Source organism: Curtobacterium sp. 9128 (assembly GCF_007673775.1).
Classification (GTDB): Bacteria; Actinomycetota; Actinomycetes; order Actinomycetales; family Microbacteriaceae; genus Curtobacterium.
On record NZ_VEAF01000003.1, the window covers coordinates 20,402 to 37,609 of the forward strand.

Sequence of the window (17,208 nt, forward strand, 5' to 3'; positions counted from 1 at the left end):
ACCATGGCAACCGTCCTCGAACCCGTCCCCACAGCCTCCGTCCCGGTCGTCCCCGGGCGCGCGCCGGCGCCGCGCGGCCGCCGCTCCCACAGCCGTCGTCGGCACGGTGCCGGCTTCTGGGCGGTGGCGTTCGCGTTCCTCACGGTGATGGCGTTCGCGACCGTCCCCGCCCCGCTCTACGTGATCTACCAGGCACGCGACGGCTTCCCGACGTTCACCACGACGATCGTGTTCGCGGCGTACGGCATCGGTGTCGTCGGATCGCTGTACCTCGCCGGGCACCGCAGCGACGTCCTCGGCCGGAAGCCACTCATCCTCGTGTCCATCGCCCTCGAGCTCGTCGCCGCGGTCCTGTTCCTGGTGTGGAACGACGTCACCGGCCTCGTGGTCGCGCGGCTCGTGACCGGGCTCGGCATCGGCACGCTGACCGCCACGGCGACGGCCCACCTCGGCGAGCTCCGCGTCCGCGCCACGGGCTCCGACGCCTCCGCGAAGGGTGCGAGCGTCGTGGCCGGGATGGTCAACCTCGGCGGGCTGTCCCTCGGGGCGCTCGTCGGCGGGGCCCTGGCCGAGTTCGTCGGACAGCCGCTCATGGTGCCCTACGTCGTGTTCGTCGTCGCGCTGGTGGTCGCCTTCGTCGTGGTGCTCGCCGTCCCCGAGACCGTCGACCGTCCGGAGCGTCGCGTTCCCTGGCGCCCACAGCGCGTGCAGGCGCCGGCGGGGCAGGGCGGCGCGTTCTGGGCCGCGGGCGTCGTCGCCTTCGCCGCGTTCGGGGTGCAGGGGCTCTTCACCTCGGTGGCGCCGACCTTCCTCGGGACGACGTTCCACGTCACCGACCGGCTGGCGGCAGGAGCCACCACCTTCGGGGTGTTCGCCGCGAGCGCCGTGTCGCAGCTCGTCTTCGCCCGGCTCGCCCAGCGCACGCAGATCCTCCTCGGCGTCGTGCTCCTCGTCGGCGGCCTGGTCGTGCTCGGCACCGCGGCGGTCCTGCTCCAGGTCGCCGGGTTCATCGGCGGCGGTGTCGTCGCCGGTGCCGGCGTCGGGCTGCTGTTCCGCGCCGCGATCGCCAGCGCCGGAGCCCTGGTCGGACCCGAGCAGCGTGGCGGGGTCCTCGCCGCGACGTTCCTCATCGCGTACGCGGGACTCACCGTGCCGGTCGTCGCGGTCGGCGCAGCGCTCCTCGTGCTCCCCACGCTCCCCGTCCTGCTCGGGTACGTGGTCGTCGTCGCCGCGCTCGCCGTCGTCGCCGGGACACGACTGGCCGCACGCGCCTGACGCACCACGGGCCTCCCGGCCCGCTGCGGACGGGAGGCCCGGCTCGGCTCCGGCATACTGGCCGCATGCCGACCAGACGCAACCGACCCGTCGTCACCGGGCTCGTAGCGGTGGTGGCGGCAGGGCTCGTCGCCGGGGGACTCCTCCTCAGCGCGCGGCACGGCACGGACGACCCGGTGCTGACCGGACACAGCGGTGCTGCGACGACGGCGCCGAGCACCGCCGGGTCGAACTCCGTCGCCCCGGGAGACGGTGCGGCCGTCATCGCCCGCACCGGCCCCGACCTCCCCGGTGCCTCGGTACTGGCGGCCTGCGACTCGAACTCCCGCGCAGCCGTCGAGCGGTACGACACCGCGGCGCTCGGCGACGTGGTGCTGCAGTGCGGGAACGCGTCGCAGGGCTACGAGCACATCCGGCAGCGGCACACCGCGGACTGGCAGGACGTCGTCCGCGGACACGGGTCGCGCGACTGGGACGACGCCATGCTCACGGCGGTGCAGACGGCGCTGACGACCCCGCGTGCGGGCTACCCGGTCGACGCCGGCGACGGGAAGGTCTGCTACGCCGCCCCCGTGCGCTTCGACGACGGGTCTGCGCCCGCGCCCGACGGCTTCGTGAAGGTCATCGTCTCCGCGACCACCGACCGTGTCATCACGGCGTACCCCACGCGCACCGACGACTGCTGATCGCGGGCGAGGCCGGCCGGTGGCCCGTGCGACATGCCGCCCCGCGCGACATGCCGCCCCGCTCGACATGCCCGCGCCCGCGCGACACGCCCCCGCCGCCCGACGCAGAACGACACCGTCGACGTCGTACGACATCGACCGTGTCGCTCATTGCGCGCGCGGGATGGCGCTGCCGCTGCACAGCGACGATGTCGACGTCGTACGACAGCGGCGTTGTCGTTCCGAGTCGGCAGCGCCGGGCACACGCGCCCACTCGCCCGCCGGTCGTGCCGCGCTTCCGGGCGCCGCCCCTCTCGACGCAGTACGACACCGTCGACGTCGTACGACATCGACCGTGTCGCTCGTTGCGCGCGCGGGATGGCGCTGCCGCTGCACAGCGACGATGTCGACGTCGTACGACAGCGACACTGTCGTTCCGAGTCGGCAGCGCCAGCGCCAGCCCCAGCGCCAGCGCCCCGCGCGCCAGCCCCCGCGCAGCTCCCTACGCGTGCACGTCGTGCTCGTGGCGGCGGTGGGACGCCGGCTCGAGCTGGAACGTGGAGTGCTCGACCGGCACGTCGAAGTGCTCCGCCACGCACTGCTGCAGCTCGTCGAGGATGGCCGGCGCGTGCGACGTCGTGAAGCAGTGGTCGTCCACCACCACGTGCGCCGTCAGGTTGGGCACCCCGGTCGCGACGAGTGTGGCGTGCAGGTCGTGCACCGCGATCACGTGGTCGAGTTCGAGGATGTGGCTGCGCACGTCCTCCAGGTCGAGCCCGGGCGGCGCGGACTCGAGCAGCACGTTCGCCGTCTCGCGGAGCAGCCGGATCGCCCGCGGCAGGATCAGCCCGCCGATGACGAGCGCCGCGACGGAGTCCGCCCGCTCCCACCCCGTCAGCCCCAGCACGACGGCGGCCGCGATCACCGCGACGGAGCCGAGGGTGTCGTTCAGGACCTCGAGGCGGGCGGCGCGTGACGTGAAGTTCTCGCCGGACGCCCGCAGCAGCACGGCGTAGGCGACGAGGTTGCCGACGAGCCCGATCGCACCGAAGACCAGCAGCGGCCCCGAGTGGATCTCGGCGGGCACGAACAGCCGCTGGACGGCGGAGACGATCACGTAGACGCCGACGGCGAGCAGGATGGCCGCCTGCGCCGTGGCCCCGAGCACCTCGGCACGCTGGAAGCCCCAGGTGCGCTGCGCGGTGGGGGACCGCCGGGCCAACCGCGTGGCCACGAGCCCGATCCCGATGCCGCCGGTGTCCACGACCATGTGCCCGGCATCGACGAGGAGGGCCAGGGAGCCGGTCACCACCGCGCCGACGACCTCGGCGAGCAGGATCGTCGCGGAGATGCAGAACGCCACCCACAAGGCACGCTCGTTCGCACCGCCGTGCACGTGTCCGTGGTCGTGTCCCATGCGCCAATCGTAGGGAGCCGCACCGACGACATGCCAGGATCGGCTCGTGACCCGGTCGCCCTACGAGCTGAGCGCCACTCCGGACGTCGTCGCGCGCCTCCACCCGCGCCTCCGGGCGTACTTCGGAGCGATCCCTCCGGGGCACGTCGGCCGCGGTGAGGGCGTCTTCGACGTGGTCGGCACGCCGCGACGGTGGCTCTGGCCGGTCCTCGCGGTCTTCGCGCGCGACGCCGTGATGTTCCCGGTCTGGGAACGGCACGTCCCCTTCACCGTCGAGAACCGTGCGGCACACGTCGGCCGCGGTACCCGACGGGAGGCTCGGGTCGCCGTCCGCGCGCTGCGCACCTTCCACCTCCGCGGCGGCGACCGCACGATGGTGGACGCCATCACGGCCGAACCCGCCGGCCTCGTCGACCACCTCGGCCGCCGCGGGCGCGTCAGCGCCCGCCTGCGCGTCGAGGTCGACGCGGACGGGCCGGACGTCGGCGCCCTGCGCCTGGTCTCCACGCACGTGGCGTTCCGTGCCCTGGGTCGGGAGTTCCGAGCTCGCAGGCTCGCTCGGCGCGGCCCGCGCGCCGCTGGCGCGTCGCTGCTGAGCGGGCCGCGCCCGGCACCGATCGCACCGCGTGTGACGCTCGTGGAACGATTCGATGACGAAGCCGACCTGCAGCGCGTGTCCCTGGTGCTCACCGCGCCGGTCATCGGCACGCTGTACCGGTACGAGGGGGCGTTCCGGTACGTGATCGCGCCGGACGAGGAACGGGGACGACATGGATGACGAGCGCGGCCGTGCGGTGATCGCGGGAGCCAGCGGGTTCGTGGGACAGCACCTGCTGGCGGCCTTCCGCGAGGAGGGCTACGACCTCGTCACGATCGGGCGGAGCGGCGACGCGGTGTGGGGCAACACCCTGCGCATCCGGGAGCTCGTGGACGGCGCCGCGATCGTCGTGAACATGGCCGGGAAGAGCGTCAACTGCCGGTACGGCCGTCGGAACCGCGCGGAGATCCTCCGCTCGCGCGTGGACACCACGCTCGAGCTGGCCGAGGCGATCCGCACTGCGGAGCACCCGCCGCCGCTGTGGATCAACGCGTCCACCGCGACGATCTACCGGCACGCCGACGACCGCCCGCAGGACGAGGCCACCGGAGAGCTCGGCGAGGGCTTCTCCGTCGGCGTCGCCCGTGCGTGGGAGGACGCGCTCATGGCCGTCGACCTGCCCGGTACGCGCCGGGTCGCACTCCGGATGGCGATCGTCCTCGGCGACGGCAGTGCCCTGGTCCCGCTGCTCCGCCTCGCGCAGGCGGGCCTCGGCGGCCCGCAGTACGACGGCGCCTGGTTCCCGACGCCCGGTCGGCTCGCGGCGGGGACGTACCACCACGACCGTCACACCCGCGGCCGGCAGCGGTTCAGCTGGGTGCACATCGCGGACGTCGTCGGAGCGATCCGCTTCGTCCGTGACCACGACGAGCTCGACGGCCCGGTGAACGTCACGAGTCCGAACCCCTCGGACAACCGCACGGTCATGGCGACGATCCGCGACGCGGTCGGCCGGCGCTTCGGGCTGCCGACGTGGCGCTGGATGCTCGAGGTCGGCTCGTTCGCGATCCGCACCGAGACCGAACTCGTGCTGAAGAGCCGGTGGGTGGTGCCGACCCGCCTGACCGAGGCCGGCTACGAGTTCCGCTACCCGCTGCTCCGCGGAGCCCTCGCGCACATCATCGCGGAGCGCCGCCAGCACCGGGGCTGACCGCCGCCCCGGACGCGGGCGACGACGGAGCAGCCGGACCCGGACCCGGAGCGGTCGACGTCGGCGTGTGCGTCGGTGTCGCCGGCAGCGGACCGCCGCCCGACGCGCGGAGGGCACCGGCACCGGCACCGCCACCCCGCACCGGCCGCGATGCCCACAGCACCCCGCCGACCACCACCGCACCCGCGAGGACCTCGACCACGTCCGGCACCTCGCCGAACGCCGCCCACGACGCGAGCACCCCGACGACGGGCACGAGCATCGAGAACGGCGCGACCGTGCTCGACGGGTACGTCGCCAGCAGCCGCGACCAGATCCCGTACCCCACGAGCGTGGCGACGAGCACGATGTAGAGCAGCCCCAGGTCGGCTGGCAACGCGTCCGCCGTGAACGCCGTGCCGAGCGCGGTCTCGATCCGGGTCGGACCCTCGACGGTCAGGGCGAGCACGGCCATCGGGACCGGCGGCACGACCGACCACCACAGCGTCAGGTGCAGCGGGTTCGTCGCCCCGGCCCGACGGGTCGCGACGTTCCCGATCGCCCATCCCAGGGCTCCGCAGAGGGTCAGCACGACGGGCAGCAGCGCCGCCGCCTGCGCCCGGTGGACCGCGATGGCCGCGAGGGCGCAGACCGCGATCCCGACGCCGACCACCTGCCGCCCGGTGAGCCGCTCGCGGAGGAACACCCCGGCGAGCACCACGGTGAACGGCGCCGAGGCCTGCAGCACGAGCGACGCCAACCCCGAGGGCATCCCGGCGGCCATCCCGAGGTACAGGAACGCGAACTGCAGGATCCCGAGCCCCACGCCGACGAGCACCAGCCGGCCGAACGGGATCCGCGGCCGCGGGACGAACAGCAGCGTCGGGACGGCGAGCAGGGTGAACCGCACCGCGGCGAGCAGGAACGGCGGGAAGTGCTCGAGCGCGAGCGCCGTGGCGGGGAAGTTCAGCCCCCACACGACGGCGACGAGGAGGGCGAGGACACGGTCACGGGCGAGCACCTTCCGATGCTTGCGTGTCCGACGTGGTAGCACCAGCGAACACTGCTGCACCGACGTTGTAGGGTCACTGCATGTTCGACGTCACGCTCCTCCCGGTGCTCCGCGAACTCGCCGAACGCGGCTCGGTCACCGCCGTCGCGACGGCCACGCACCGGACCCCGAGTGCGGTGTCCCAGCAGCTCCAGACGCTGCAGCGCCAGGTCGGCGTCCCCCTCGTGGAACGCGTCGGCCGCGGCGTCCGCCTCACCGAGCACGGCCGGGTGCTCGCCGGCCTCGCGACCGGTGTCGCCACCGCCGTCGCGACCGTCGAGGCCGCGTGGCAGGACCACCTCGGCGGTTCCAGCGGCACCGTCGACCTGGCGATCTTCCCCTCGGCCGCAGAGCTCCTGCTCCCCGGGCTCCTCACCAGGATGCGGGAGCACCCCGGGATCCGGCTCACCCTGGCGGACGTCGACGTCAGCGAGGACGGGTTCGCACCGCTCACGGGCGACCACGACGTCGTGGTCGGGCACCGACCCGACGGGGCACCGCCGGCCGACCGGGCGGCGCTCGAGACCGTGCCCCTGCTGCGGGAACCGCTCGACGTGGCACTGCCACTCGGCCACCGGCTCGCCGACCGCGCCCGCGTGACGATCGACGACGTGGTGCACGAGACGTGGATCGGCGTGCCCAGGGACTACCCGATCGACCGGGTCCTCACCGCGATGGCAGCGGCGACGGACACCCCGCCCGAGGTCGCGTTCCGCACCGTCCACCTGCCGGTGATCGAGAACCTCGTGGCAGCCGGGCACGGCGTCGCGCTCGTCCCGCGGTCCACGTCGCGCACACGGGCAGCAGGCCGCTTCCACCTGGCGGAGCTCGCCGACGTCCGAGCCGGACGTCGGATCGAGGCACTCGTCCGACCGGACCGCGCCGTCCGACCAGCGGTGCGCACGGTCCTGGAGGCCCTGGTCGCCACCGCCACGGACGTCACCACCTGAGGTGGTGACAGGCGAGGCGGGGCCGGGCCGGCCCTCCCGTCCGCCGCGTCAGCGGACCTGGAAGGGGGTGCCGAGCGGCAGCATCTTCGCGAGCGCCGTGATGTCGGCGTTGCGCATCCGGACGCAGCCGTGCGAGGCATCGCTGCCGATGCTCGAGGCGTCGTCGGTGCCGTGCAGGCCGATCTGACCCGGGCCACCGCCGAACGAGTTGAGCACGTCCGAGAACGCCGTCGTGCCGTACGCGTACGGGCCGTAGCCCTTGTTGGTCGGAGCGAGCAGCTCGGTGAGCGCGAAGCGGCCCGTCGGTGTCGGCGTGCCACCGGTCCCGGTCGCCACCGAGTACGAGTGCAGGACCGAGCCGTCCTTGTACAGGTCGAGGGTGTTCGTCGCCTCGTCCACGACGATCGCGTAGGGCGTGGTGGAGAGGTCCACGGCGCTCGACGGGACCCAGCCCGTGCTGCCGTTCGGCCGCTGGGCGAGCTGCACCTGGACCCAACCGTCCCGCTGGTCGGTCACCCGGAACACCAGGGGGGCGCCGGACTTCTGCGGGTTGGCGAGCTGCTCGGTCGCCTTCCCACCCGGCTCGGCGCTGACCGGCACGGTGTCACCCGTGGCCGCGGCGACCGTCGTCGAGGCGGGCGCGTCGACGGCGAGCTGCGGACCAGGGGTCCCCGACGGGCTCGGTGTCGCGGCGGGTGTCGGTGTGGCGGCTGTCGGTGTCGGCGACGACGCCGCGACCGCGCGGTGGGACGGTGCGGGGGCACCCGTGGACATCGTGCTGGTCACCACGAGGGCGACGGCACCCGCACAGACGACGGCCACGGCGGCGGCGACCAGGGTCGCGCGCCGCCGTGGCTCGGTCGGGAGGATCCGCAAGGTCAGCCGGTGAAGGTCGCCCGACCCGAGACCGGGGTCGCGACGGGAGCCACGGCCGGGTCGGCGGTCACGGTGATCGCGATCGACGCGGTCTGCGCGGAGGACGAGCCGACGAGCACGAGCGCGTAGGTGCCCGCGGTCGTGCCGGACGGCAGGACGACGGTACCGGTCACGGCGCCGTCAGCGTTCGCGACCAGCGTGCCCGGGAGCTCCGAGCCGGACTGGCCCTGGCTGAAGCCGACGGTCACGGTCTCGCCGGGGGCGAAGCCGGAACCGCTCACGGTGTAGCCCGTGGTGGTTGCCTGGGTGACCGTCAGCGAGGTCGCGGTCGCGGTGGCGGCTGCGGTCGGCTCCGGCGTGAAGTACGTCGTCAGGTCGCCGAACACCAGGTCGGCGATGCCGGACGCGGCCGGGGTCACCGCGGCGCGCAGCGCGAACGTGTTGGCGCGGGGGGCGGGCAGCAGCTTCTCCAGCGTCGACTCCGGCGTGGCGATGCGCGCGTTCGTCGTCGGGGCGCCAGCGGACTGCTCACCGGTCTGCACCGGGTCGGTCGCGGTGGCGTCGGGCTCGGTGGTGTCCGAATCGCTGCTCAGCGGCGCGGCGCTCGTGCCGTAGAGCTCGACGGCGTAGCCGATGACGACCTCGTTCTCCTGCTTGAGCTCGGCGACGAGCTCGGCGGTGGTCTCGTCACCGGTGCGGCCGTCCCAGGTCGTCGACGCACCCTGGAGCGACTCGGTGTAGGTGCTCCCCGTGATCCTGCTCGGGTCCGCGGCGTCCGCGGTGACCAGGCCGAAGTCGGTCTGCGCTCCGGTCGTGGCCGACGCGGCTGCGACGAGCGCGGGCAGGGCGTCCGGGGTGACGACCGTCTTCGTCGCGTGGACCAGCACGACGTACGAGTCGTCCTTCGCCGCGATGCCCGAGGCGCTGAACGTCGCGAGCTGGTCGATCGACGTGGGGGCGTCGTCCGACGAGTCGGGGCTGAACCCGACGAACGACCAGCCCGCGGGGATGGTGTCCGACTCGGGAGCGATCGGGGTGAAGTCGGAGGCCTTGTCGGCCCAGGTGACCGACGGGGTCGCCGCGGTGACGGTGGTGTCTGCCGCGTTGGAGACGGTGGGGACGAGCGCGGCGGTGACGCCGAGCACGGAGACGCCGACGGCGGCCGCGGCGATACGGGAGCGAAGCACGGGTTGGTTGTCCATCCGGGTTGGAGATCACCGGGTGCATCGCCAACGACGCCCCCGGCTGAGATGCACTCAGCTCGCTGAACCTAGCAGGAACCTGAGTGCCGAGGGAAGTGCGTGATGCTCAGACCTCGAGGTGGTCGACGAGCTCGTCCGCGAGACCCGTGTAGGTCGCGGGGGTGAGGTTCGTCAGCCGGGCCTTGGCGCCGTCGGAGATGTCCAGCCCGTTCACGAACGCCACGAGCTCCTGCTGCCCGATGCGCTTGCCGCGGGTCAGCTCCTTGAGCATCGCGTACGGGTCCTCGATGTCGGACTGTCCCGCGGTCACCTCGGCGCGGATGACCGTCTGGATCGCCTCACCGAGCACCTCCCAGTTGCCGTCGAGGTCCTCGGCCAGGCGCTGCTCGTTCACCGCGATCTCGCCGAGGCCGCGGCGCAGGTTGTCGAGCGCGAGCAGCGAGTGCCCCACCGCGACGCCGACGTTCCGCTGCGTGGTCGAGTCGGTCAGGTCGCGCTGCAGGCGGCTCGTGACGAGGGTCTCGGAGAGCGTGGAGAACAGCGCCGTCGAGAGCTCGAGGTTCGCCTCGGCGTTCTCGAACCGGATCGGGTTGATCTTGTGCGGCATGGTGGACGAACCCGTGGCGCCGGCGACCGGGATCTGCGTGAAGTACCCCATCGAGATGTACGTCCACACGTCGGTCGCCAGGTTGTGCAGGATCCGGTTCGCGTGCCGGATGCGGTCGTAGAGCTCCGCCTGCCAGTCGTGCGACTCGATCTGCGTCGTGAGCGGGTTCCAGGTCAGCCCGAGACCCTCGACGAACTCGCGGCTCAGGGCCGGCCAGTCCGCCTCGGGGTCGGCGGCGAGGTGTGCTGAGAAGGTGCCGGTCGCGCCGGAGAACTTGCCGAGGTACTCGCCGCCCTCGATCTGGGCCAGGACACGCTCGAGGCGGTAGACGACCACCGCGAGCTCCTTGCCGAGCGTGGTCGGCGTCGCCGGCTGTCCGTGCGTGTGGGACAGCATCGGCACGGCACGGAGTTCGGTGGCGACCTCACGGAGCCGCGCGATCACGGCCCGGTACGCGGGCAGCCAGACCTGCTCGACGGCGTCCTTGATCGTCAGCGCGTACGAGAGGTTGTTGATGTCCTCGCTGGTGCAGGCGAAGTGCGTCAGTTCCGCGACGGCGTCGAGGCCGAGGTCCGCCAGCCGACGACGGACGAAGTACTCGACGGCCTTGACGTCGTGCCGGGTCGTCGCCTCGATCTGGGCGAGCTCGGCGATCTGCTCCTGACCGAAGTCGGTGACGACGGCGCGGAGGGCGGCCTTGTCGTCGACGGACAGCGGCGAGGTGGTGAACATCGCGTGGTCGGTGAGGAAGACGAGCCACTCCACCTCGACGGCGATGCGGGCGCGGTTCAGCCCGGCCTCGGAGAGGTGCTCACCCACCGTGTGCACGACCGGGTAGTACCGCCCGTCGAGCGGGCTGATCGGCTGCGGGGGAAGGGGGGTCATGGTGCTCCCTGGCGGACTGCCGGTTCGATCTGGTGGAAGAGTGCTCGACATGCCCGCTCGACCGTGCTGAGCACGCGGTCGAACTCGTGCCGGTCCGCGTAGTACGGGTCCGGAACGTCGGCCTGCTCGGGCCAGGCGTCGTCGTACCGCAGCAGGAGCGTCACCTTGGCGGCGTCGTCCATCGTCGGTGCCCACGAGCGCAGGATGCGTTCGTGGGAGCGGTCGAGCGCGACCACCAGGTCGAGGTCCGGGAACCGGTCCGGGTCGAACTGACGGGCGCGATGCCTGCTGCCATCGTATCCGCGCGCCGCGAGTGCGGCGATCGTCCGCTCGTCAGCGGGTTCGCCGACGTGCCAGTCACCCGTCCCGGCGGACTCGACGTGGAACTGCTCGGCGAGGCCGGCCTCCTCGGCGATCGCCGCGAAGACGATCTCCGCCATCGGGGACCGGCAGATGTTGCCGCTGCACACGAAGGAGACGCGGAACGAAGCCCGTGCGTCCCCGGCGGTTCCGGTCACGCGCGCCCACGGCTGAGCGCGGGACGGGCGACGAGCCCGATGAGCCACGCGAAGACCGCGAGCACGAGGGCGCCGACGACGCCCCAGCCGAACGAGTCGACGTGCAGGCCGAAGCCGATCGCCGACGAGATGCCCGCGACGATGAGCAGCAGGACGGCGTTCACGACGAGGGAGATCAGCCCGAGGGTCAGGATGTAGATCGGGAACGCGACGATGCGGATCAGCGTGCCGATCACCGCGTTGACCAGGCCGAACACGAAGGCGACCAGCAGGTAGGTGAGCACGGTCGCGACCGGGCCGCCGTCGCCGAACGGGGTGACGGAGACGCCGCTGACGATGAGCGTGGTGAGCCACAGCGCGACGGCGTTGATGACGAGGCGGACGAGGAAACGCATGGCACCATGATGCCCGCTCGGGCCGCGGATCGGTGCGGATACCCTGGCAACCGTGACCGTGCACATCCGACCCGACATCGCATCCCTCCCCGCGTACAAGCAGGGACGGCAGGCCGCGGCCGACGCCTTCAAGCTCTCGAGCAACGAGAACCCGTTCCCGCCGCTGCCCGGCGTCGTCGAGGCCGTCCAGGCGCAGACGCAGTACAACCGGTACCCCGACGCCTCCGCCCTCGCCCTGCGCGCCGAGCTCGCGCACCGCTCCGGCCGCACCGTCGACGAGGTGCACGTCGCCCCCGGCAGCGTCGCGATCCTGCACGAGCTCGCGAAGGCCACGTCCGGCCCGGGCGACGAGGTCGTCTACGCCTGGCGGTCGTTCGAGGCCTACCCCGGCGTCGTGACCGTCGCGGGCGCCACGAGCGTCCAGGTGCCGAACCGCCCCGACGGCGGACACGACCTCGACGCGATGGCCGCCGCCGTCACCGACCGGACCCGGATGGTCATCGTCTGCACCCCGAACAACCCGACCGGGCCGATCGTGACCGGCGCGGAGTTCGACGCCTTCATGGCACAGGTCCCGGAGCGCGTCCTCGTCGTCCTCGACGAGGCGTACGCGGAGTTCGTCACCGCTCCGGACGCCGTGCGCGGTGTGCCGCTGCTGGAGCAGTACCCCAACCTCGTCGTGCTCCGCACGTTCTCGAAGGCGTACGGCCTCGCCGGGCTCCGTGTCGGGTACGCGTTCGGTCCGGCGTACGTGCTCGACGCCGTCCGTGCCTGCGCCATCCCGCTCAGCGTCACCGCGCAGGGCCAGGCGGCCGCGCTCGCCAGCCTGGAGCGCGAGGACGAGCTGCTCGCGCGCGTCGCCGAGCTCGCCGAGCGTCGCGACACCATCGTGGACCGCCTGCGCGCGCAGGGCTGGGACGTGCCGGACGCGCAGGGCAACTTCGTCTGGCTGGACACGGGGGAGCAGACCGCAGCCGCAGCCGAGGCGTTCGAGGAGGCCGGTATGGTCGTCCGGGCGTTCGCGGGGGAGGGCATCCGCATCTCCATCGGGGAGCACGAGGCTGTCGAGAAGCTCCTCGAAACCGCAGCCTCGCTTGTCGGGGGACTCACAAGGGCGGCGGGGACCCGGACGCTACGCTGACCGGCATGTCCTTCCACGCCGCGGCTCCCGCGACGACCACGATCCGGCTCCTCGACTCCGAGGGGCGGTTCGTGGAGACCGACGAGAACGCCGAGTTCGCCGCCGCCGCGCGGGCGATCCCCGACGAGACCCTGCTGGCGATGCACCGCCGCATGGTCATCACCCGACGGTTCGACCACGCCGCGCACAACCTGCAGCGCACCGGCCAGCTCGGCCTGTGGGTCCCGAGCCACGGGCAGGAGGCAGCGCAGGTCGGATCGGTCTTCGCGCTCCGCCCGCAGGACCACGTGTTCCCCTCGTACCGTGAGCACGCCGTCACGATGTCCCGCGGCGTCGAGCCGATGGAGATCATCAGCCTGTACCGCGGGCTGACCCACGGCGGCTGGGACCCGGACGAGCGCGGCAACACCCACATCTCGACGCTCGTGATCGGCTCGCAGACCCTGCACGCGACGGGCTACGCGATGGGCCAGCGCCTCGACGGCGACGTCGGCACGGGCGACCCGGAGCGTGACGCCTGCTCGATCGTGTACTTCGGCGACGGCGCGACGAGCCAGGGCGACGTGAACGAGGCGTACGTCTTCGCGGCCTCGTACAAGGCACCCGTCGTGTTCTTCCTGCAGAACAACCACTGGGCGATCTCGGTCCCGGTGTCCGTGCAGTCGCCGACCCCGCTCGTGGACCGTCCGCGCGGCTTCGGCATCCCGAGCATCCGCGTCGACGGCAACGACGTCCTCGCCTCGTACACGGCGAGCGTCGTCGCGACCGAGCACGCCCGCAGCGGTCAGGGCCCGGCGTTCGTCGAGGCCGAGACGTACCGGATCGGTGCCCACACGTCCTCCGACGACCCGACCCGCTACCGCGGCGACGACGAGCTCGCCAGCTGGGTGGAGCGCGACCCGATCGCCCGCTCTGAGGCGTACCTCCGCACCCGCGGCGTCACCGACGCCCAGCTCGCGGAGTTCGAGGCCGAGGGCGAGGCGGTGGCCGCCGACATCCGCACGCGGACCCCGCAGCTCGTCGCCCCGCCGCTGCAGGTGATGTTCGACCGTGTGTACCGCGAACCGCATCCGCTCGTGGCGGAACAGCGGGAGTGGCTCGCCGCGTACGAGGCCGACCAGGACGGAGCGTCGCACGCATGAGCACCACCGAACAGCTCTTCGACTACACCCTGCGCTCCCACCCGGGCGCCGGTCGGGTCCCCACCGACCCGACGCCGACCCTGCCGATGGCGAAGGCGCTCAACGCCGGCCTCGCCGCGGCGATGGAGGCCGACGACAAGGTCCTGCTCATGGGCGAGGACATCGGCCGTCTCGGCGGGGTCTTCCGCATCACCGAGGGCCTGCAGGAACGCTTCGGCGACACCCGCGTGATGGACACCCCCCTCGCCGAGTCCGGCATCATCGGCACCGCGATCGGCCTGGCCCTGCGCGGCTACCGCCCGGTCGTCGAGATCCAGTTCGACGGGTTCGTCTGGCCCGGGTTCGACCAGATCACCTCGCAGCTGGCGAAGATGGCGAACCGCCTGCCGGAGCACATGTCGCTCCCGATCGTGATCCGGATCCCCTACGGCGGCCACATCGGCGCCGTCGAGCACCACCAGGAGTCGCCGGAGACGTACTTCGCGCACACCCCCGGCCTGCGCGTGGTCAGCCCGAGCACCCCGAACGACGCGTACTGGATGATCCAGGAGGCCGTGGCCTCGAAGGACCCCGTCGTCTTCCTCGAGCCGAAGTCGCGGTACTGGCCGAAGGGGCAGGTCGACCTGCTCGACGGGCACGTCCCGATGCACACGACCCGGGTCGCCCGGACCGGCACCGAGGTCACCCTGGTCGGCCACGGCGCGATGGTCGCGACCCTCATGCAGGCGGCGGACATCGCCGAGGGCGAGGGCACCAGCTGCGAGGTCGTCGACCTCCGATCGATCTCCCCGATCGACTGGGAGCCGCTGCTGGCGTCCGTCCGCAAGACCGGCCGGCTCGTCATCGCGCAGGAGGCGTCGGGCTTCGTCAGCGTCGGCAGCGAGATCGCCGCGACCGTGGCGGAGCGGACCTTCTACACGCTGCAGGCGCCGCCCCTGCGGGTGTCCGGCTTCGACGTCCCGTTCCCGGTCTCGAAGCTCGAGCACCTGCACCTGCCGGACGCCGACCGGGTCCTCGAGGCCGTCGACCGCGCCCTCGCCTACTGACCGGGGCCGTTCCCCACCGCACGACCCCTCCCGCACGACAACCCGACGAAGGAGCCGACGTGGCCGTCGCAGAATTCCCCCTCCCCGACGTGGGTGAAGGCCTCACCGAGGCCGAGATCGTGCAGTGGCGTGTGGCGATCGGTGACGACATCGCGGTCGACCAGGTCCTCGTCGAGATCGAGACGGCGAAGTCGTTGGTCGAGCTGCCGTCGCCGTTCGCGGGGAAGGTCACCGGCCTGCTCGTCAGCGAGGGCGACACGGTCGAGGTCGGCAAGCCGATCATCCGGGTCGAGTCCGACGCGCACGTGCCGTCGGCACAGCCGGGAGGCTCGGCTCCCGTCGCCGACGCCGCTCCCGTCGCCGACGCCGCGCCGGTCTCACCCGACGTCGCCCCGGCTGGACCGGTGCAACCCGCAGCGGCTCCGACACGGTCCGTGACGCCGGCTCCACCCGCACCCGCCAGCACGCCGGCTCCGCCGACGCCCGTCCCGGCACCGGCCCCCGCCGCCACGGACGCATCGATCCGCGCCGCCGACGGCGCCTCCGTGATCGGCACCGACGAGTCGTCGGGCGCGGTGCTCGTCGGCTACGGCTCCGCGACGAGCGCGCCGTCCCGCCGGAAGCCGGGCGCCCGCCGGGCCGCAGCGGTCGCGGCGGAGGCGAGCCGTGCCTCCAGCCGGGAAGCCGACCTCGACATGGTCACCGACGCGGGCGAGGCGAGCACCGCCGACGCCGTCGCCGAGCAGGGCAAGCGCCCGGCGCGCCCCTCCTCGGTCCCCGCGTCCCTCGCGCTGCCCGTGATCGCGAAGCCGCCCATCCGGAAGCTCGCGAAGGACCTCGGCGTCGACCTGACCACGGTCGTCGCCACCGGGCTCGCCGGCGAGGTCACCCGCGACGACGTGATCCGTCACGCGACGCAGGCCACCGTCTTCCGCAACATCGAGACCCCGGAGTGGGGCGGCGTCCGGCAGGAGACCATCCCGGTCAAGGGCGTGCGCAAGGCCATCGCGACCGCGATGACGACCTCCGCGTTCACCGCGCCGCACGTGTCGCTCTTCGTCGACGTCGACGCCACCCGCACCATGGAGTTCGTCAAGCGCCTGAAGGCGTCACCGACGTTCGCCGGGATCAAGGTCTCGCCGCTGCTCATCATGGCGAAGGCGGTCATCTGGGCCGTCCGCCGGAACCGCTCGGTGAACTCGTCGTGGACGGACCGCGAGATCATCGTCCACCACTTCGTCAACCTCGGCATCGCCGCGGCGACCCCGCGCGGCCTGATCGTGCCGAACATCAAGGACGCGCAGGACATGTCGCTCCTCGAACTCGCGAAGGCCCTCGAGCAGATGACGCTCACCGCCCGCGACGGCAAGACCAGCCCGGCGGAGATGGCCGACGGCACGATCACGGTGACGAACATCGGCGTCTTCGGGATGGACACCGGGACCCCGATCCTCAACCCCGGGCAGGTGGCGATCGTCGCGATGGGCACGATCAAGCCGAAGCCGTGGGTCGTCGACGGCGAGGTGCGGTCGCGCATGGTGACCACGATCGGGGCGTCGTTCGACCACCGGGTCGTCGACGGTGACGTCGCGTCGCGGTTCGTGCACGACGTGGCCTCGGTCCTCGAGGAGCCGGCGCTGCTGCTCGACTGACGGACTCGTCGCGTCGTTGGCGTGGTGTTCACGCGGATGTCGGTGGCCGGGGTGATGATCGGGGCATGGTCCACCAGCTCCTGATCGCTCCACAGGAGATCCGAACGGATCGCCTCCTGCTCACGCCCGTCGCGCCGACCGACATCGACGCCGTGCACGCGGTGTACTCGGACGCCCACACGCGGACCCACCTGCCGCACGGTCGGCACGTGTCACGCGAGCAGACGGTCGACCTGGTCCAGAGGAAGATCGGCGGCCGCGTGCGCCACGGGCTCGGCTCCTGGACGGTCCGTGACGCCGAGACCGGCACGGTGCTCGGCGTCGGTGGGGTGGACATGACGGCCGGGGGCGTCTGGAACCTGGGGTACCGCCTCGCGGTGTCCGCCTGGGGGCAGGGCTACGCGACCGAGATCGCCCGCGCGGCGGTGACCGCCGCGCACGACACCGCTCCAGCGGTCCCGGTCACCGGGCGGGTGCTGACGAACAACCCGGGGTCGGCCCGGGTGCTCGACAAGAGCGGCCTCGCGCTGGTGTGGCAGGGCACGACGGCAGCTGCGACGCCCGACGGGGTCGAGCGGCAGGTCTGGGCCGACCGGGTGCTCACCGACGCGCAGCACGCCTGGCTCGTCGCGAACGCCTGACCTCCGGACGCGGATGCC

General features: G+C 72.7%; 17 protein-coding genes. 10 read left to right on the plus strand and 7 right to left on the minus strand.

What is annotated here, in order from left to right; all coding sequences use genetic code 11:
* Window positions 1-3 precede the first annotated feature (3 nt).
* Together FS641_RS06365 and FS641_RS06370 are read left to right on the plus strand one after the other, a co-directional pair.
* Window positions 4-1,275 carry an MFS transporter gene (locus tag FS641_RS06365; RefSeq protein WP_144761638.1) on the plus strand — a complete coding sequence of 424 codons (1,272 nt, stop codon included), beginning with the start codon at window positions 4-6 and terminating at the stop codon, window positions 1,273-1,275.
* Window positions 1,276-1,340: 65 nt separating this feature from the next.
* The gene (locus FS641_RS06370; RefSeq protein ID WP_144761641.1) at window positions 1,341-1,961 is read left to right on the plus strand and encodes a hypothetical protein; all 621 of its coding nucleotides are present in this window, start codon (window positions 1,341-1,343) and stop codon (window positions 1,959-1,961) included.
* 481 nt (window positions 1,962-2,442) lie between these two features.
* Here FS641_RS06370 and FS641_RS06375 read toward each other — a convergent pair whose 3' ends face one another.
* Entirely contained in the window at window positions 2,443-3,357 is a 915-nt protein-coding gene (locus FS641_RS06375) for a cation diffusion facilitator family transporter (RefSeq protein ID WP_144761645.1), read from the minus strand.
* Window positions 3,358-3,403: 46 nt separating this feature from the next.
* Between FS641_RS06375 and FS641_RS06380 the strand changes: the two genes are divergently transcribed.
* Window positions 3,404-4,135 carry a DUF4166 domain-containing protein gene (locus FS641_RS06380; RefSeq protein WP_144761648.1) on the plus strand — a complete coding sequence of 244 codons (732 nt, stop codon included), beginning with the start codon at window positions 3,404-3,406 and terminating at the stop codon, window positions 4,133-4,135.
* Entirely contained in the window at window positions 4,128-5,105 is a 978-nt protein-coding gene (locus FS641_RS06385; protein ID WP_144761655.1) for an epimerase, read from the plus strand. The genes FS641_RS06380 and FS641_RS06385 overlap by 8 nt, the downstream gene beginning before the upstream one ends.
* Here FS641_RS06385 and FS641_RS06390 read toward each other — a convergent pair.
* The gene (locus FS641_RS06390; protein ID WP_144761657.1) at window positions 5,074-6,105 is read right to left on the minus strand and encodes an EamA family transporter; all 1,032 of its coding nucleotides are present in this window, start codon (window positions 6,103-6,105) and stop codon (window positions 5,074-5,076) included. The genes FS641_RS06385 and FS641_RS06390 overlap by 32 nt on opposite strands.
* A gap of 71 nt (window positions 6,106-6,176) precedes the next feature.
* On the opposite strand from FS641_RS06390, the gene FS641_RS06395 reads away from it, so the two are divergent.
* A complete protein-coding gene (locus tag FS641_RS06395) occupies window positions 6,177-7,085 on the plus strand; it encodes a LysR family transcriptional regulator (RefSeq protein ID WP_144761659.1) in 909 nt (302 codons plus the stop codon).
* 48 nt (window positions 7,086-7,133) lie between these two features.
* Here the strand turns inward: FS641_RS06395 and FS641_RS06400 are convergent, their stop codons facing one another.
* The 5 genes from FS641_RS06400 to FS641_RS06420 form a co-directional block, all read right to left on the minus strand.
* Window positions 7,134-7,961, minus strand: a complete 828-nt coding sequence (locus FS641_RS06400; RefSeq protein ID WP_260855712.1) for a L,D-transpeptidase family protein — start codon at window positions 7,959-7,961, stop codon at window positions 7,134-7,136.
* A gap of 2 nt (window positions 7,962-7,963) precedes the next feature.
* Window positions 7,964-9,148: a hypothetical protein gene (locus tag FS641_RS06405; RefSeq protein WP_144761661.1), complete on the minus strand. Its 1,185-nt coding sequence runs from the start codon at window positions 9,146-9,148 to the stop codon at window positions 7,964-7,966.
* A gap of 121 nt (window positions 9,149-9,269) precedes the next feature.
* On the minus strand, window positions 9,270-10,655 hold the full coding sequence (gene purB, locus FS641_RS06410; protein ID WP_144761663.1) for an adenylosuccinate lyase: 1,386 nt from the start codon (window positions 10,653-10,655) through the stop codon (window positions 9,270-9,272).
* Window positions 10,652-11,173, minus strand: a complete 522-nt coding sequence (locus FS641_RS06415; protein ID WP_144761665.1) for a low molecular weight protein-tyrosine-phosphatase — start codon at window positions 11,171-11,173, stop codon at window positions 10,652-10,654. Before FS641_RS06415 ends, purB begins: the two co-directional genes overlap by 4 nt.
* A complete protein-coding gene (locus tag FS641_RS06420; protein WP_144761667.1) occupies window positions 11,170-11,568 on the minus strand; it encodes a phage holin family protein in 399 nt (132 codons plus the stop codon). Before FS641_RS06420 ends, FS641_RS06415 begins: the two co-directional genes overlap by 4 nt.
* Before the next feature lie 43 nt (window positions 11,569-11,611).
* On the opposite strand from FS641_RS06420, the gene FS641_RS06425 reads away from it, so the two are divergent.
* The 5 genes from FS641_RS06425 (at window position 11,612) to FS641_RS06445 (ending at window position 17,190) form a co-directional block, all read left to right on the plus strand.
* Complete coding sequence (locus tag FS641_RS06425; protein ID WP_144761669.1) at window positions 11,612-12,709, plus strand: histidinol-phosphate transaminase; 1,098 nt, start codon at window positions 11,612-11,614, stop codon at window positions 12,707-12,709.
* A 5-nt stretch (window positions 12,710-12,714) separates the two neighbouring features.
* On the plus strand, window positions 12,715-13,851 hold the full coding sequence (locus FS641_RS06430; protein ID WP_144761671.1) for a thiamine pyrophosphate-dependent enzyme: 1,137 nt from the start codon (window positions 12,715-12,717) through the stop codon (window positions 13,849-13,851).
* 86 nt (window positions 13,852-13,937) lie between these two features.
* Window positions 13,938-14,897, plus strand: a complete 960-nt coding sequence (locus FS641_RS06435; RefSeq protein WP_144762850.1) for an alpha-ketoacid dehydrogenase subunit beta — start codon at window positions 13,938-13,940, stop codon at window positions 14,895-14,897.
* 59 nt (window positions 14,898-14,956) lie between these two features.
* Window positions 14,957-16,549: a dihydrolipoamide acetyltransferase family protein gene (locus tag FS641_RS06440; protein WP_144761673.1), complete on the plus strand. Its 1,593-nt coding sequence runs from the start codon at window positions 14,957-14,959 to the stop codon at window positions 16,547-16,549.
* A 65-nt stretch (window positions 16,550-16,614) separates the two neighbouring features.
* Window positions 16,615-17,190, plus strand: coding sequence for a GNAT family N-acetyltransferase (locus tag FS641_RS06445; RefSeq protein ID WP_144761676.1), 576 nt, complete (start codon window positions 16,615-16,617; stop codon window positions 17,188-17,190).
* The last annotated feature ends 18 nt before the right edge of the window (window positions 17,191-17,208 follow it).

Coding starts and splice junctions, on each gene's coding strand:
- FS641_RS06395 (WP_144761659.1), top strand. CDS start 6,177: ATGTTCGACGTCACGCTCCTCCCGGTGCTCCGCGAACTCGCCGAACGC.
- FS641_RS06385 (WP_144761655.1), top strand. CDS start 4,128: ATGGATGACGAGCGCGGCCGTGCGGTGATCGCGGGAGCCAGCGGGTTC.
- FS641_RS06365 (WP_144761638.1), top strand. CDS start 4: ATGGCAACCGTCCTCGAACCCGTCCCCACAGCCTCCGTCCCGGTCGTC.
- FS641_RS06430 (WP_144761671.1), top strand. CDS start 12,715: ATGTCCTTCCACGCCGCGGCTCCCGCGACGACCACGATCCGGCTCCTC.
- FS641_RS06445 (WP_144761676.1), top strand. CDS start 16,615: ATGGTCCACCAGCTCCTGATCGCTCCACAGGAGATCCGAACGGATCGC.
- FS641_RS06435 (WP_144762850.1), top strand. CDS start 13,938: ATGGCGAAGGCGCTCAACGCCGGCCTCGCCGCGGCGATGGAGGCCGAC.
- FS641_RS06420 (WP_144761667.1), bottom strand. CDS start 11,568: ATGCGTTTCCTCGTCCGCCTCGTCATCAACGCCGTCGCGCTGTGGCTC.
- FS641_RS06375 (WP_144761645.1), bottom strand. CDS start 3,357: ATGGGACACGACCACGGACACGTGCACGGCGGTGCGAACGAGCGTGCC.
- FS641_RS06370 (WP_144761641.1), top strand. CDS start 1,341: ATGCCGACCAGACGCAACCGACCCGTCGTCACCGGGCTCGTAGCGGTG.
- purB (WP_144761663.1), bottom strand. CDS start 10,655: ATGACCCCCCTTCCCCCGCAGCCGATCAGCCCGCTCGACGGGCGGTAC.